Source organism: Pseudoalteromonas luteoviolacea NCIMB 1944 (assembly GCF_001625565.1).
Taxonomy (GTDB): Bacteria; Pseudomonadota; Gammaproteobacteria; order Enterobacterales; family Alteromonadaceae; genus Pseudoalteromonas; species Pseudoalteromonas luteoviolacea_F.
The window spans coordinates 22298-37827 of the sequence record NZ_AUXS01000028.1; the positions used below are offsets into that span (position 1 = coordinate 22298).

Below are 15530 nucleotides of genomic sequence, written 5' to 3' on the forward strand. Positions count from 1 at the left end.
TGGTTACGCTTTGGTGTATTGTTTGGGAGGGACCCCAAACACTTTTTTAAATGCAGTGTTAAACGCGCTGCTCGATTCAAACCCCAATTGCTGGGCAATCATTTGTTGAGATTGTCCAGCGTTGAGCATTTCTACGGCGCGCAATGCCCGAAGCTTTTGCTTCCACTGACTAAAGCTCATCGCAAAGTTTTTATGAAATAAACGGTTGAGCGTACGGCTGGATGCGCCGACGCGCTTTCCCCACTGCTCTAATGTGACTGGACTCCCGGGGTTGGCATAAAGCTCAGCAACAATAGGGTGAAGGCGTGTATCTTGTGCCCGTGGAATAAAAAAGTCACTGGTGGGCGCTTGCTCCAAGCGATCGATAAAAACATCGATAAAACGTTGGGTTTTGTCATCGAGGATATAGTCGTCAGGCCATGTGCATATTTCCAAGATTAAGGCTTTTAATAAATCGCTGACTACCAGTGATTTGGCCTGATCACCAAGCAGGTTTTGGTATTTTTGGTCAATGTAAACACTGCGAAAGTGCCCCCCGTACCGGCAATAGAGTTCATGGCCAACATGAGGGGGGATCCAAAGGGCTTGCTGAGGCGGGATCACAAAGCTGCCTTGGGGTGTAAAAATGGTCATGACACCATCACTAATATACGTCAACTGTCCCCAGGGATGACTATGTTCTTCAACATGTTCCCACTGTGGCATAGTCGTGGCACGCGGAAATACGGGCTTGCCCAGTTGGCTACGCTTAAAGCGAGATTTCACACTCACCCAAGAATTATTTGTCTGTTTAGATAAGTTTTCTGTCATATTTTTGGATTTAGGCCAGTAAAAATTGAGCATATACTAGCCAGGCGTTTCACTCAATGTGCTTAGGAAAGTAAATGGAAAAACAATCATTCTTGCGGTTTACACCTTCTCCGATGAGCTTTTTAGTCTTAGCAACCTGTGTAATGGCGATGACATTTGCCGGCTGGACTGCAATGCTGAATAATTTTGCTGTTGAGGCAGCAGACTTTACTGGCGCCAATATGGGGATATTGCAATCACTACGAGAAATCCCCGGCTTTTTAGCTTTCACCGCGGTATTTATATTACTGGTATTAAAAGAGCAGACCTTTGCGGTTGTAAGCTTGTGTCTGCTGTCTATTGGTGTTGCCATCACAGGGTTTTTTCCAACGATTTATGGCCTGTACGCTACGACAGTGTTGATGTCGATAGGATTTCACTATTTCGAAACCTTAAATCAATCCCTCAGTTTGCAGTGGTTTAAAAAAGATGAAGCAGCAGAAAAGTTAGGCAAATTGTTGTCGATTAAGTCTATGGCTTCACTGGCGACATTTGCAATTATCTGGGTGGGATTTAGCTGGCTGCAAACCGACTATATGTGGATGTATTTATTGATAGGTGGTATGGGGTTAATTGTGACGATATTTATGGCCTCGACCCACCCTCAGTTTATTGCTGCGGCAGGACAAAATAAAAAGCTGATTCTGCGCAAAGAATACAGTTTGTATTATTTACTGGTGTTTTTCTCTGGCGCTCGTCGGCAAATATTCATGGTATTTGCAGGCTTTTTAATGGTTGAAAAGTTTGGCTATGATGTCGCACAAATTACTGCGTTGTACATGCTTAATCACGTGATCAACATTTTCTTGGCTCCCAAGATAGGTAGCTGGATTGGACGTATTGGTGAGCAAAAAGCACTGACCGTTGAATACACTGGGTTAATTGTGGTCTTTATCGGATATGCTTTGGTTGAGTCGGCACAGGTCGCGGCCATGCTGTATGTGGTTGATCATATTTTCTTTGCCATGGCGATAGCTTTGAAAACGTATTTTCAAAAAATTGCACGGCCAGAAGACATTGCAGCCACTGCGGGCGTAAGCTTCACCATCAATCATATTGCGGCTGTGGTGATCCCGGCGAGTTTTGGTGTGGTTTGGCTGTATGATCAGTCTTTGGTATTTTATTTTGGCGCAGCACTTGCGGCTTGCTCTTTATTGTTGAGTCAGTTTATTTCACCACACTTGCGCAAACTAAACGCCTCGCAAAGCTCGTAAATTCGCAGCCAATCAGCGTTTAAGTTACCGAGCATTTAACACGGCATATTCATAGTCTAACGAGATAGTAAACTATGAGTATGCATTATGACATCTGAGCCTTTGACCTTTTCTGTTTATGCTTGTATCCGTCGCAGTCAAGCAACAGACCAATTAGGATTGCCAGTTAGACATCCCTTATACCACCGCCACGCCAGTTTAGTGTTTAAAAACAATTGTGATCAGTCTAGTTATGCCTATGGGTTTGGCTTCAATGGATTTAATCGAGAGCCATTGCCAAAGCCACAGAAGTTGCTTGCCAAAGAGTGGCTTTATCGCAAGTTATCGAGCCAAGGAGTTGAGCGCCTATTTATAAAACTCAATGATATTGATGCGGCCAGTTACAACATTGCGACTTACAATTGCGTGGACCATCTCGTGGTTTGCTTGCAAGTGCTAGGAAGGCAATCGCGATTATTCAATCGCTACCGATATCTCAATAGGCGCTGGTATGGCGGATATACATTAAGGAGAAAAGTCCTTTAAAATTTTAGCTGCTTTGGTACCAACCTCAGAGAAGTTCTCAGTGCCTTTGGTCATGGCTTTTTGTGCCTCTTCTATGACTTTAACGTATTTAGGATCACCGGTAGCAAGCAATTGCGACAATGCCACACCTATGGCTGTTGTGGTGATAGTGCTCAAGTTACGCAGGTTGTCAGTTGCATCCTGTACAGCCATCGAGGTTGACTGTGCAACCGCTTGTTGTGCCTTAACCAAAGCTGCTGGTTTGTCAGCCATGTCAGTTTATCCACCTTGCGCTAGGATGAGAGCGCAAGCAGATGAGACTGACGCTGAGGTGTAAGTTTGCGCACTTTGTTGCGCTGTGATTGCATTTTGCATCATCAACCCGACGGTATCTGCTAAAGCAGAATCACTCAGTTGGGAAATGATTTCGTCAACACTGGGGCCATTTTTGTCTGACATAATTATCGACCTCTTAAAGTTAAGGCGAGTAGCCTAATAAGTGGACTGTATTTGTCTACAGAGGCAGTGACTGCCTCTGTGTTGAGGCTGTGTTACTGCCCATCATCTTTTTCTGTAATGGCGGCAGCTGCACGTCCGAGTACAGCACTACCTACGGCACCCAAGGCATTTACACCTTGAATTGTTGCCGCTTGAACCGTGATTGCTGCTTGCTGTTGCGCATTGGTCGCATTGTTTCCTGCGTTGGAGAGTGCGGCCCCCATTGAAGCATAGAGGTTACCCATTGCCATTGCTGGGTTATCGGCAAGCACCTTGGTATTGACCTGGGTGATTGAATCAGTGATTTGTTTATTGACTGTAGGGTCTTTAGTCGCCATTGCGGTTTCCTTCTTAGGTTTAATAATGGATCTGGTTGTTAGCCAAGGAGTTGGCTATTTATTTCACTTAGCGCGTCGCTGATTTGTTCTTCGACGGCCTCCAATTGCTTGGATACTTCTTGATTGACCGAGTCGGCTTGGGCAAATGGTGCAAGCGCATCGAGACGCTGGTCATTTTCGGCAAGCAGATCAGCCACTTCTTGCTCTTGTTTTTCTGAGAGTGCTTGTATTTGTGCCATATGCTCTTCATAGAGCGCACTGTATTTGGCAAGTGACGTCATGGTATTTACTCCGTCTCTGTTGAGTCATCGGTTTTTGGTGGGGGATCAGCTGCTTGTGTTTTTTTATTTTTTCCAAAACGGAAAAGGTTAAAACGGGGCTTTTTCTCCTTTTTACTCGGCTCAGCCTCTGCTGGTTCGGCAATCATCACTTCATCACCTTCCTCATCAGCTGGTGCTTTGTTATTGCCGGGAGCGGGGGGCGTACCTGGTGTCTTGAGTAGTCTGGCACATGCATTTGTAATGGACGCCGCGGTGGTCATTTGGGCATGCTGCTGACTGGTTACGGCGTTGTGCATGGATAGCCCGAGCGTTTCAGCTAACGTGGTTTCAGTCATGCTGGTCGCTTGTTGCGAAAAGGGCACACTGTCTTTGTCTTGCTCACTCATGATTATCTCCTCGTGAATTCAAACTGGTTAGTTGCTCAACAACTGAGCAATTAATGCAACCTAGAATACGAGGTATGGCCGTTTTAAAATCGGGTAAAGTGAGATTTGATCCGGGCTTTTTTAGGATTTTGGGGGCACGCCCCCAAGGCTGCTGTTATTCTTGATTTTCATGTAGAACGGTGGCAATTTTTTCTCCAACTGCACTGAAGTTATCAGCTCCTCGACTGACGATTGACTGTGCATCTTCAATTATCTTGGAAAATTTTTCATCTCCAGTTTCAATATATTGAGACAGGGCTACACCGATAGCTGTGGTGCTCAATGTATTGAGATTTCTAAGGTTGTCGGTCGCATCCGACAAGGCTAATGCAGTGGACTGTGCGATGGACTGCTGTGCGCTCTGCACAGCGGACTCCGCCGCGTCAGGTGCACTGTTGAGGTTTTCCATAGTTAGCTCCAAACAATAAAAAAGCTCTTAGCGCTGAATTCATCACTAAGAGCTTGGTTGGGATAGTGGATCAGTATCCTGTGTTCAAGTCGTCTGAATTCAATTAAGCGTCAGGCTCAATGATTTCTTCTGCACTGCGGCCGATCACTGAACTACCGATAGACATAAGTGAGTTAACACCTTGTACTGTTGCAGCTTGCATAGTGATAGCAGCTTGTTGTTGTGCTGCTGTTGCGTTGTGTGCTGCATTGCCTAACGCTTGGCTGGTAGACATGAGTAGGTTGCCCATTGCCATAGCTGGTGTTTCACCAACCACTTTGGTATTTACCTGAGTAACCGAGTCGGTTACTTGTGCATTAACTGCATCTGCCATGATTGACTCCTGTTAATATTTTAAATTAGAAATAAAGGTTAAGATTAGGGGGATTAGCCTTTCTCGATGATACCTTCAGCGCTACGACCAACCACTGAGCTGCCGATAGACATAAGTGAGTTAACGCCCTGCACAGTTGCAGCTTGCATTGTGATTTGTGCTTGTTGTTGTGCTGAAGTTGCGTTGTGAGCAGCATTACTTAAAGCTTGGCTGGTGGACATTAACAGGTTGCCCATTGCCATTGCTGGTGTTTCACCAACTACTTTAGTATTTACTTGAGTTACTGAATCTGTGATTGCTGCGTTTACTGTATCTGCCATGATTTTTTCCTCATTGGATAGTTAATTAATCGGCTGGATTAGCCTTTGCTAAGAATTTCTGCTGTACCACGTCCAACAACCGCTGTACCAGTTGACATCAAAGAGTTGATGCCCTGTACAGTAGCTGCTTGCATTGTGATCCCTGCTTGCTGATTACCTGTCGTTGCGTTAAGCGCTGCGGTGCCCAATGCGTGACTTGTTGACAGAAGTAGGTTGCCCGTACCTGATGCAGGCGTAGAGCCTGTGACACTGGTGTTAACCTGAGTGACAGAATCTGTCACTTGGGCGTTTACACCACCTGCTGCACTTGGTGCTGCTGCCATAGTGTTTTCCTTCTATTGGTTAGTTGTTCGCCTTATATAAGGCGGTGTGTTTTATCCAGATTGACTGGTAAAAACTATTTCGACGCTTTGGGACCCATGCTCAGCAACATTTCACTGGCCAATGCAGTATTTGTCTTGATAATGGCATTGTGCTGGTGCTGTGCGAGCGTGGCATTATGTGCGGCATTACCCAATGATTGAGCGGTGGCCTGCAATAACATATCCCTAGATATTCCCGGGGCTTGCTGTGCTACCAACTCATTCAATTGTTCTAGTGCTGCAATGTCTGCCATGGTGTTACCCGTCGTTTTCAATACAGCCAGTTTAGGCATTAACAAGCCTGATTAATCGGCTCAAAAGATTGAAAATTAGGGGTAAATTGGGCTCTTACGGTTGATACTTTTTTTTGTATTCGCGCGGTGACATGTTGGTATAACGGCGAAAGATTTTTTCAAAGTGGCTTAAATCACCAAAGCCTACTTCCATGCATAGATCGGTGATCCTGAGGTTGGGGTTGTGCTCAATGAGTTCACATGCTTTTCGGATCCGCAGCTCGGCAAGGATTTGTTTAAAGCTGCGCTGAAGCGCACGTTTGAATAAATAAGATAAATGAGAAGGGCTTACAAACGCATTGGCCGATAACTCCTTTAGAGAAATATCACGTTGCCAGTTTTGCATGATAAAAGAGAGTGCCTTTTGTAAGCTGGGGTGATATTTCTGAAAAGGGGTTAAATTGCCCACCAATAGATGGTCAACACACTGTTTATTTGAAAGGCTATAGTCAGTGGCCGCAGCCAATTGAGGGTAAATCGTGGCCAGCGTTTGCTCACCTATGTTGTTTTCTTGGGCCAAAGTAAATGCGCGTAGCAATACTTTTTCGAGCTCCGCAACATTGTTGGGCCAGCGGTAGTTTTTTAACATCAATTTTGCTTGTTCTGTGAGGTGCTGCTCAGGGCTGAGTTGATAGAGTTCAGATAGCTGTTCAACCATTTCTTGAATATCTTCAGGTCGCTCGCGCAGCGGTGGGATATTGAGGTTAAAAAAGTTGAGTTTATGCCACAGGCTGGGTAAAAACTGTTCATTGTCCACCATTGCTTGGATGTCTTGCTCACTTGCGCTGATCACGCGCACGCGCTGTAAATCAATTTTGCTGGTATAGCTGGTGGCGTTATTGCTCTGTGTGGTCAGTTGCTCTAATAAGTACTTTTGCTGGGAAACCGAGAGGGCATCAATGTGGCTGAAGAATATGCAGCCTTGATTCATCGAAGAGTTGATGTGGTGCAGTTTTTTTGCAAAGTCTTCTTCATCGCAACTTGCACAGTCAATTTCATAAAATGGGTGGTGTTTGGCGTAGCTGCTAAAGTGAATTGAGCAGGCAACGTCAATGACCTCAGAGCCAGACTCTGCTTGTATGAATACGGGGCATAATTTAGCAGCTATACGCTCAATAGTTTTTTCCAAATTCAAAATTTGATCACTGTAACCCTGCAACGAGGCACTTTTACCCAAATATTGATGTGACAAGGTTTGAATAGCATTGCGTTTTACGAGTATACCTATCTGATCAGATAAATTCGTTAATTCGGATGGTGATGTACCTGGCAGATCTGCGTGCTTTAACAAATTGAGTGCACCGATACGCTTTCTTTGGTAAACAATCGGGTAGCTTCGCGCACTGGTTGGTCGATGGTGCTCTTGGTCGAAAAATATATGTGTTTTAACTTGTTGAGATGAGTCTTCCACTTCTAATGAAAGCTGTTTTAGCACACTTTCAGAGCACCGTGTATTTAAGTAGCGTGTCAGTGACTGAGTTAGTGGTAACTGTTTTTTTATCGCATCTGTGGGCGACATTATGGGTGTTGTTGATTCATTCATCGTTGACTCCAAAGCAATATAACTTTTGTCTAGCGAATATCCTTTCTAAGCGAAACAACCATATTTGGTGTTTTGCATATTGGAAATTTACAAACAAGGTGAATTAAGGCCGTGGATACAACTTAAGGAATTTTATTAGTTTTCAATCGGGGTATATTACGAACTATTAATTACATATTATTACGTGAAGGTTAATTCTAGGTGTAATTATGGTGTTATTTTTGACTTTAATGCAGCAAGTTAGCTTAGTTATAGATCTGATCTGGACACTTGTAAAGAAAGGCAAGAGAGTAGGTATCTCCTACTCTCTTGGTATGTTACAGGGCTTTAAATCGTATTGCCGTGCCTCCACTGGTAGCCAGTTGTAATGACAGGGTATCTTCGGCTGTGACGATTTGTTTTTGGATGTCTAATGCGTAAGGGTTCTGCTGCCAGTTGGCATTTTTACCATCTTGGTAGATTTGTGCTTCGTAGCGCTGATCTGCTGCTAAAAAGTCTAATTTGACTTTGATATCTCGCGCATGCTCATCAGTGATGGCGCCTAAATACCAGTCTTTACCAGTGTACTTTCCACGCGCGCGCTCTTGCCTTGCAAAGACCACATAGTCGCCAACCTCACCAGCCAAAGCGATACTGTTTTCCCAATCGGTTGGGACGTCTTTGATAAACCGAAAGGCATCAGGTTTTGCAAGGTAGTTTTCAGGTAGATCCGCCGCCATTTGTACCGGACTATACAACACAACATAGAGTGCCAGTTGCTTTGCTAGCGTCGTCTGTGGACGATTTGTTTTGTCGCCTAGACCATTAAAACTCATGTCAAATATACCTGGCGTAAAATCCATAGGTCCAGACAGCATGCGGGTAAACGCTAACATCGTAGTGTGTTCTGGTGGATTTGGAGGGGTACCCCAGGCATTAAACTCTTGGCCTCGAGCCCCTTCGCGGGTTAGCCAATTGGGGTACGTACGGCGAAGGCCTGTATCCTTAATCGGTTCATGAGTATTGATACTGAGTTTGTATTTTGCTGCGAGCTTCACGTTATCGAGATATTCATTGACCATAAACTGACCATCGTGCCATTCAAACCGGGCGTGTCCACGTTCATCAATGCGTTTGATATTGCCGCCATCTGCGACATATCCGGTTTTAATTTGGCTGACCCCATTTTGCGCATACAAATTAAATGCTGCATCCATTTGGTTGCGATAGTTGCTGACGTTGCCGGATGTTTCATGATGGCCGATAAGGCGCGCACCGACTTTTTCGGCATGTGCTTTAATGGCATTAAAATCAAAGTCAGGGTATGGCTCGGTAAAGCTAAATACATCGCCATTAAAGAACCAGTCGCCATCCCAACCTGTATTCCAACCTTCGACTAAGACCCCGTCAAAGCCATGCTCAGCGGCAAAGCTCAAATACTCTTTAGTACGTTCGGTGGTTGCGCCGTGTTTTTCGCCGCTCCCCCAAGTGTGTTTCCCTATGTGCATGCCCCACCAGATACCGGTATATTTTCCCGGTTCTACCCAAGAAACATCGCCCAGCTTATTTGGCTCATTGAGGTTCAGAATAAGGTGGGAGTTGAGTAAGTCGGTAGCGTGCTCTCCCACTTGAATTGTTCGCCATGGGGACTTGAATCGGCCGTTGGTTTTGACCGCAATACCATCTGACCATGGTGTGAGATCACTGATAAATGTGCCTGGCCTGCGTTGATTTAGCGTCATGCCTGCGTAGTCAACCAAAGCGGCTTCATGGATGCTCAGATGCACACCACGTTTATTTTTAAATGTAAACGGTGTATGGACATGTGCTGCATCGTGCAGTGGTGTGGTGTTATAAGTATACTCATAGCGATTCCAGCCCCTCGCAGGGATCCACCAAGCTTGGCTTTCACTGCTGTCGGCGACACTAAACTCCGTAAGTTCCCGGGTGATATACCTCGCTTCCTCTTTGTCAACTTCGTAGCGAAAACCTAGCCCATCATTAAAAGTACGGATCCGAACTCGGTATTGTGTGTTTTTTTCACGTTTATCGGCAAAAGTGACCAACAGCTCATTGTGGTGATCAACAATCGTGCGGGCTTCACCCCAAGGTTGTTGCCAAGTGTCATTGTGTGATTGGCGCTCAACAGCACTGATATACAAGCTGTCTCTCATTGATGGTGCTCTGGCAAAGTCAAATCCAAGCGTGGATGGGTTGATCACCGTGTGTCCTTTGAAAGCGACTTGGTACTTTGGCTGAGAACCGTCGTCACTAATGGTCACGGTGAGTTGTTGATCTGGTGAAGAGACTTTAAAGCTGGCTGCGTGCACAGTGGATGTCAATGACAGTAAGCTGGCAACGAAACCTATGGTAGAGCAAAGTGAACTTGAATAGCGCATGTTTTTTTCCCATATAGGCAACTGGTTATGGTTAGCTTACGGACTAATTTTGCCTCTCTGAATGGTTTGCATACGTATTCAAATTTAAAATGCGATGAATGCATAATTTGCGTCGTCCGGTCTATACTCAAATGAAAAATAAGGCCAGATAAGGATTGTGCTCAATGCAATTTCAGCAGCAAGTAAATAAAGCAATAACAAAGCGTGCTAGGTGGCGATACGGAGTGGCCCTAAGTGCTTGTTTGATGTCTTCAATGGGGGTGGCAAAGCCATTGACGCTAAACATTACAGGCACGGATGGGAAGCCAGTGAAAGAAGCTGTGGTGTGGTTCGAGAGTAAACAACTTACTTTGAACCAAAACACGCTCAAGCAGAGCTATAAAATGGGGCAAAAAGATCGGGCATTCACACCGCATATCTTAGTTGTGCCAAAAGGTGCAGAGGTCTCCTTTCCAAACTACGACTCGATTTTGCATCATGTCTATTCTTTTTCAGCCGCACAACCGTTTGAGTTTAAGTTATACCGCGATAATCCACAGTCTTTAACCTTTGGCAATACCGGTGTGGTCGAACTAGGGTGCAACATCCATGATTGGATGCTGGGCTACATTCTGGTGGTCGATTCGACCTATTTTGCGGTGACGGATGAGCAAGGTAAAGCTGTCATAGATATGCCAGAACAGTTGCAATCAGGTTTGGCCATTAATGTGTGGCATGAAGGGTTCGCCAATTTGGATCAGCCAGAGCGCAAGCAACTAAAATCGCTGCCAAATACATATACCTTAAGCTATCAGCTCAATCAGTCACTGTTTGAACTGAAAGAAGATTTTTCAGATGAGTTTGATGATTATGAATAACAGCACAAAAAATATCTTTGTCATTCCGTCTCTGTGCGCACTGGTAGCTGGCCTTGCTGGTGTTTCTTGTCAAAGTTATGCTGCGCAACATAAAGGGGTCGTTCAAGCAAGCTGGCAATCTGCGAGTGACTACCCGTCTTGGTATTCCAGAGGCGCATCGGTGAACCGTTTTGGCCAAGGTGAGGATGGGGTCAAAATTAGCAGAGCCTTGGTGCAGTCCCGCTTTGAAATAGGATCTAGTTGGTCGGCGCACAGTAGCTTACAGTACGTACCAGACCCTGATGAAAAAGTGGGTTTTACGGAGCTTTTTGCCGAGTATAAACCCGTGACAAGAGGGGCTTATCAGCCACAATTACGTGTTGGTGGTTTTTATCCAAAGATGTCGTTGGAAAACCCCGATATTGGATGGTCGTCACCCTATAATTATAGTTATTCCGCGTTAAATGCTTGGCTTGGTGAAGAACTTAGAGCGTTTGGCTTAGAGGCCAGTGTGAAACGCAACGGGAAACGATTAGACAAACCGAGTGCGCACAATTGGCAGTGGTTGGCGGGCGTTTATAAAGGCAATGACCCATTGGGAGCGGTGTTGGCATGGCGTGGTTTTGCGCCACACGATAGGCAGTCCGTATTCAATGAAGCTTTGGCCTTAAGACCAACGGCAGGGTTTAGAGCGCCTCAGCTACGCAAACAGGCATGGCAAATAGAGCCTTTTACCGAAATTGATGGGCGCTTTGGCTATTATGTTGGTGCGCATTGGAGCTATCAAAACCGTCACGATTTACGTGCCTATTGGTACGATAATAATGGTGATCCTGGGGTGGTTAATTACCATACCGGACAATATGCATGGGATACAAAGTTTTGGAGCCTTGCCTATAAATATAAGATCACAAAACGCACTCATGTTATAGCACAAGCCATGTCTGGCAATACGGCGATGGGGTTTTCTCGGGGTGTAGACAATGATTTTGACAGTCAATTTGTCTTATTGACACACCGCTGGCAAGCGCTTCGAGTGAGCGGTCGCATCGAACAGTTTAAAGTCAAAGATATGGATCATTGGGTCTTTGATCCCAATGACAGTGATGGCGGCGCTATCACAGCAACGGTTAAATGGCGGTTCTCAGAGAGCTGGCGAATTGGCGCTGAATTTCAGTATTTAGAAACCAAAGTGGCTAATCGTGCCGACGATAACTTGCCAACTCGCCAAATTGAACAACTATGGCGGGTGAGCGGGGAGTATCGCTTTTAATTTGCGGCTGATTGATTTCAGCCGCAACACACGTTAGCTAGTCACAGAGTCTGTTAAGACCGTTTAGCGCTGCAACTCGGTAGGCTTCTGCCATGGTAGGGTAGTTGAAGGTGGTATTGACGAAATACTCGACGTTATTGCCTTCTCCTTTTTGCTCCATAATGGCTTGGCCAATGTGGACAATCTCGGAAGCACGCTCACCAAAGCAATGAATACCCAATATTTCTTTGGTTTTTGTGTGAAACAAGATTTTTAAACTGCCCACTTCTGTGCTGGCAATTTGTGCCCGCGCAAGGTGTTTAAACTGAGCTCTGCCAACTTCATAAGGTATTTTGGCGGCTGTGAGCTCTTGTTCCGTCTTGCCGACTGAACTCATTTCTGGAATGGTATAAATTCCAGTTGGGATGTCGGTGATTAAGCGCTCATCACACTGTCCATTGGCAATTGCATTGGCTGCAATTCGACCTTGATCGAATGCCGCACTGGCAAGACTTGGGTAGCCAATTACATCGCCCACCGCGTAGATGTTTTCAACTTGTGTTTGGTAGTATTCATTGACTCGTAATTGACCGCGCCCATCGGCTTTAAGGCCTACAGCCTCGAGGTTTAAACTATCGGTATTACCTGTTCTACCATTGGCCCATAGGATACAATCGGCTTTCACTTTTTTACCTGACTGAAGGTGAAGAATGACGCCTTTGTCACTGGTTTCTACTTTGGCAAACTCTTCATTGTGACGGATCACAATACCGCTGTTCCAAAAGTGATAGCTCAGTGCATCTGATATTTCATCATCCATAAAGGAAAGAAGTCGATCTCGTGTATTGATCAAGTCTACTTTAGCTCCTAAACCTTTAAAGATAGACGCATATTCACAGCCAATTACACCCGCGCCGTATACGATCACCCGTTGTGGGTTGTGTTCCAGACGTAAAATTGTATCGCTGTCATACACCCTCGGATGATCAAAGTTAATCTCAGGTGGACGGTATGGTCTAGAGCCTGTGGCAATCACAATGGTCTTTGCAGTAAGCACATCTTGCGAGCCATCCAGATGAGTCACTCGGACCGTATTAGCATCGATAAAACTGGCTTCACCTTGGAAAAGGTGAATGCGATTTCTGTCGTAAAAGCTGGATCGCAGTGAAGATTGTTTGCCAATAACGTCACTGGCATGATTTAAAATATCCTGAAAGGTTAATCGCTTAGGACGTTCAGTAAATCGATATAGGGGATTAGCCTTGTACTCAATTAAACGGCTAACGGAATGTCTAAGTGCTTTTGAAGGAATAGTGCCCCAGTGAACACATCCGCCACCAACCGCGGTTTGCTTTTCTATCACGGCAACTTTGCGCTGACTCTTTGATAAGTTCATCGCAGCCCCTTCGCCACCGGGGCCAGTTCCTATGATGATGGCGTCATACTGAAATGATTGCGGTGGTTGCTCACTGGGTTGTTGTTTGGATTTAGTCACGGCCTCGCCTTACTTGCTCAATTGGGAGGCCGTTTAGGTGCGTTAGCTTGTCGCGCCTTTTAACAGCCTCGAGTTTAATGCCAACCATGCCTGCTTTTGTGTATGCCAAGCCTGCTCTAACTCAGAATATTGTTTGTGCAGTGCTGATTGTTCACACTGTTCTAAAACGGCATGTTTTTTAGCTTCGAGTAATTGCTTTTGAATTGCACAAAAATTCTGTAACTTTTTCAAAAGCAAATCATATTCTTGCTGTAACAATGTAAGCTTATCTTGTGCTAAAGGCAATTTTGCAAGCGTAACTTTCGTTTTATTCAACAAGGTTTCTGCTTTGGCTTTTTCAATGCGCTCTACTGGTGTACGTTTTAACTTACTGGCAAGGCCTAGGTAAGATAAAACACCAATCATCCACTTGGTTGGATCGTAGTGGTACCAGCGGATCCCATTGCGGTAGTCACTGGCGAAAATATGGTGGAAGTTATGATAGCCCTCACCATATGTGAGCAAAGCTAAGAAACCATTATCTCGGGCGGTATTTTTTTCGGTATAAGGGCGGCTGCCCCAAATGTGTGCCAGCGAGTTAATGAAAAAAGTAAAGTGTTGTGACAAAACTAAACGCAATACACCGGCAAGCAACAACATGCCAAAAATATCACCGAGTGCTAAGCCAAGTAGTAGTGGAATACCAATGTTGGTGAGTAGAACCAATTTGAGGTAGTGCTTGTGTTGCCACATAACGATCTTATTACGCTGGAGGTCTCGTGCATTGCTGTAGTCGCCATAGTTGTCACCTTGGTAATCACGCAGCATCCAACCTATATGGCTATACCAAAAGCCGCGTGTTGCGGCATACGGGTCTTTTACTGGATCATCGACTTGACCGTGATGTACACGATGATCACTGCTCCAGTGCAAGATGCTATTTTGCAGCGCAAATGCACCACCAAGTGCAAAAATAACCTGGATCACGGGATGTGTTTCATAGGCTTTATGTGCCCAAAGGCGGTGATAACCAGCGGTGATCGACATGCCTGCGTAAAACATACATGCGATAAATGCGACCCAATGGGTGAGCGTATAACCGTATTCATAGCCGTACCAAGGTACTAGCGTGACGGCGGCTAAAAAAGACAGACTAAAGAATATTAAATTAGTCCAAATAATAGGCGGTTTTTTCATTTTTAAAATCTCAGCGTACACTTGTACGCTAAAATAGTATTTCATTCTTGTGCCGTCAAGTATTAGACTGCCCAAATAGCGTATTGAGGTAAATAAAGTAGGGGGCATTGATGTCAGGTGTGCGTGCACAACAAAAACAAAAAACTCGACAAGCACTGATTGAGGCTGCATTCAATCAGCTCAGTGCCGAGCATAGCTTTTCTAACTTGAGCTTACGTGAAGTGGCACGAGAAGCGGGGATTGCGCCTACGTCTTTCTATCGTCATTTTAAGGATATGAATGAGTTAGGGCTGACTCTAGTCGATGAAGCGGGACTAACACTAAGACAGCTAATGCGCCAAGCACGAAGACGCATTGCCAGTGGTGGTAGTGTTATTGATACGTCTGTGCAGACTTTTATGGAGTTTATCGAAACGTCTAGCAACCAATTTAGACTGTTGCTCAGAGAACGGTCTGGCACATCTCCTGCATTTCGTGCTGCTGTAGCTAGGGAGATCAAGCATTTTATATTGGAGTTAGCTCACTATTTAGAATCTGAAACTAAAGTCGATGCGCACCACGCTTATATGCAGGCAGAAGCTATGGTGACTTTGGTATTCAGCTCAGGTGCAGAGGCGCTTGATCAGGATCAGCAGCAACGGGCAGAGCTAACTGCCAGATTGATCTGGCAGCTGCGCTATATTGCTAAAGGTGCAGCGGGTTATCAAAAGAGCCACTCTTAATTTAGTTAACTCGTGACTGGGTAGCCTCTAGGGCAGTGAAAAAACCTAGCAGGCTTATATCCATGCAAATGCTTATTTGCAATCAAGGCATATTCAGTAAGCAGTCTGTTATCTCTGGATAACAGTGTCATTTTGCGTACAATCCCCTGTAAATGCAGCACTTTCTCCCAGTTGTTAATTTAAATAATAGCAATATTGTTATTTTCTGATATCTTCATATTCGTCCCCATATTTAAAACTCGATTCTATTGCTCTTTTTGCG

Annotated in this window: 20 protein-coding genes; 5 read left to right on the forward strand and 15 right to left on the reverse strand. The window is 45.0% G+C overall.

Annotation, left to right across the window (positions count from 1 at the left end; translation table 11 throughout):
* Window positions 1–3 precede the first annotated feature (3 nt).
* Window positions 4–765, reverse strand: coding sequence for an AraC family transcriptional regulator (locus N483_RS10720; RefSeq protein WP_231105446.1), 762 nt, complete (start codon window positions 763–765; stop codon window positions 4–6).
* Between the two features lie 119 nt (window positions 766–884).
* Here N483_RS10720 and N483_RS10725 point away from each other — a divergent pair, with 119 nt between their 5' ends.
* Window positions 885–2063, forward strand: coding sequence for an MFS transporter (locus N483_RS10725; protein WP_023401218.1), 1179 nt, complete (start codon window positions 885–887; stop codon window positions 2061–2063).
* Between the two features lie 87 nt (window positions 2064–2150).
* Entirely contained in the window at window positions 2151–2588 is a 438-nt protein-coding gene (locus N483_RS10730) for a hypothetical protein (RefSeq protein ID WP_023401219.1), read from the forward strand.
* Here the strand turns inward: N483_RS10730 and N483_RS10735 are convergent.
* The 12 genes from N483_RS10735 to N483_RS10790 all read right to left on the reverse strand — a co-directional run bounded on the left by N483_RS10735 (window position 2568) and on the right by N483_RS10790 (window position 9787).
* Window positions 2568–2840 (reverse strand): RebB family R body protein, encoded by a 273-nt coding sequence (locus tag N483_RS10735; RefSeq protein ID WP_023401220.1) that lies wholly within the window; start codon window positions 2838–2840, stop codon window positions 2568–2570. The two genes, N483_RS10730 and N483_RS10735, sit on opposite strands and share 21 nt — an antisense overlap.
* A 6-nt stretch (window positions 2841–2846) precedes the next feature.
* Window positions 2847–3026: a RebB family R body protein gene (locus tag N483_RS10740; protein ID WP_023401221.1), complete on the reverse strand. Its 180-nt coding sequence runs from the start codon at window positions 3024–3026 to the stop codon at window positions 2847–2849.
* Between the two features lie 92 nt (window positions 3027–3118).
* Window positions 3119–3403, reverse strand: coding sequence for a RebB family R body protein (locus N483_RS10745; RefSeq protein ID WP_023401222.1), 285 nt, complete (start codon window positions 3401–3403; stop codon window positions 3119–3121).
* A gap of 38 nt (window positions 3404–3441) precedes the next feature.
* A complete protein-coding gene (locus N483_RS10750; RefSeq protein WP_023401223.1) occupies window positions 3442–3684 on the reverse strand; it encodes a hypothetical protein in 243 nt (80 codons plus the stop codon).
* A 5-nt stretch (window positions 3685–3689) separates the two neighbouring features.
* Window positions 3690–4070, reverse strand: coding sequence for a RebB family R body protein (locus N483_RS10755; RefSeq protein WP_063383343.1), 381 nt, complete (start codon window positions 4068–4070; stop codon window positions 3690–3692).
* Between the two features lie 154 nt (window positions 4071–4224).
* A complete protein-coding gene (locus N483_RS10760) occupies window positions 4225–4518 on the reverse strand; it encodes a hypothetical protein (RefSeq protein WP_023401225.1) in 294 nt (97 codons plus the stop codon).
* A gap of 103 nt (window positions 4519–4621) precedes the next feature.
* Window positions 4622–4891 (reverse strand): RebB family R body protein, encoded by a 270-nt coding sequence (locus tag N483_RS10765; protein ID WP_023401226.1) that lies wholly within the window; start codon window positions 4889–4891, stop codon window positions 4622–4624.
* Between the two features lie 53 nt (window positions 4892–4944).
* On the reverse strand, window positions 4945–5211 hold the full coding sequence (locus tag N483_RS10770; protein WP_023401227.1) for a RebB family R body protein: 267 nt from the start codon (window positions 5209–5211) through the stop codon (window positions 4945–4947).
* A 38-nt stretch (window positions 5212–5249) separates the two neighbouring features.
* The gene (locus tag N483_RS10775; RefSeq protein WP_023401228.1) at window positions 5250–5534 is read right to left on the reverse strand and encodes a RebB family R body protein; all 285 of its coding nucleotides are present in this window, start codon (window positions 5532–5534) and stop codon (window positions 5250–5252) included.
* A 74-nt stretch (window positions 5535–5608) separates the two neighbouring features.
* The gene (locus N483_RS10780) at window positions 5609–5866 is read right to left on the reverse strand and encodes a RebB family R body protein (protein ID WP_023401229.1); all 258 of its coding nucleotides are present in this window, start codon (window positions 5864–5866) and stop codon (window positions 5609–5611) included.
* A gap of 55 nt (window positions 5867–5921) precedes the next feature.
* Complete coding sequence (locus tag N483_RS10785; RefSeq protein WP_023401230.1) at window positions 5922–7409, reverse strand: AraC family transcriptional regulator; 1488 nt, start codon at window positions 7407–7409, stop codon at window positions 5922–5924.
* A 317-nt stretch (window positions 7410–7726) separates the two neighbouring features.
* The gene (locus tag N483_RS10790; protein WP_023401231.1) at window positions 7727–9787 is read right to left on the reverse strand and encodes a glycoside hydrolase family 97 protein; all 2061 of its coding nucleotides are present in this window, start codon (window positions 9785–9787) and stop codon (window positions 7727–7729) included.
* Between the two features lie 164 nt (window positions 9788–9951).
* Here N483_RS10790 and N483_RS10795 point away from each other — a divergent pair, with 164 nt between their 5' ends.
* Window positions 9952–10644, forward strand: a complete 693-nt coding sequence (locus N483_RS10795) for a hypothetical protein (RefSeq protein WP_023401232.1) — start codon at window positions 9952–9954, stop codon at window positions 10642–10644.
* Window positions 10637–11896, forward strand: a complete 1260-nt coding sequence (locus tag N483_RS10800) for a hypothetical protein (protein ID WP_023401233.1) — start codon at window positions 10637–10639, stop codon at window positions 11894–11896. Before N483_RS10795 ends, N483_RS10800 begins: the two co-directional genes overlap by 8 nt.
* Window positions 11897–11933: 37 nt before the next feature.
* Here the strand turns inward: N483_RS10800 and sthA are convergent, their stop codons facing one another.
* Both sthA and N483_RS10810 read right to left on the reverse strand, forming a co-directional pair.
* Complete coding sequence (gene sthA, locus N483_RS10805) at window positions 11934–13370, reverse strand: Si-specific NAD(P)(+) transhydrogenase (protein WP_023401234.1); 1437 nt, start codon at window positions 13368–13370, stop codon at window positions 11934–11936.
* 42 nt (window positions 13371–13412) lie between these two features.
* Complete coding sequence (locus tag N483_RS10810) at window positions 13413–14546, reverse strand: acyl-CoA desaturase (protein ID WP_023401235.1); 1134 nt, start codon at window positions 14544–14546, stop codon at window positions 13413–13415.
* 110 nt (window positions 14547–14656) lie between these two features.
* On the opposite strand from N483_RS10810, the gene fabR reads away from it, so the two are divergent.
* Window positions 14657–15268 carry an HTH-type transcriptional repressor FabR gene (fabR, locus tag N483_RS10815; RefSeq protein WP_023401236.1) on the forward strand — a complete coding sequence of 204 codons (612 nt, stop codon included), beginning with the start codon at window positions 14657–14659 and terminating at the stop codon, window positions 15266–15268.
* Window positions 15269–15530: the final 262 nt, after the last annotated feature.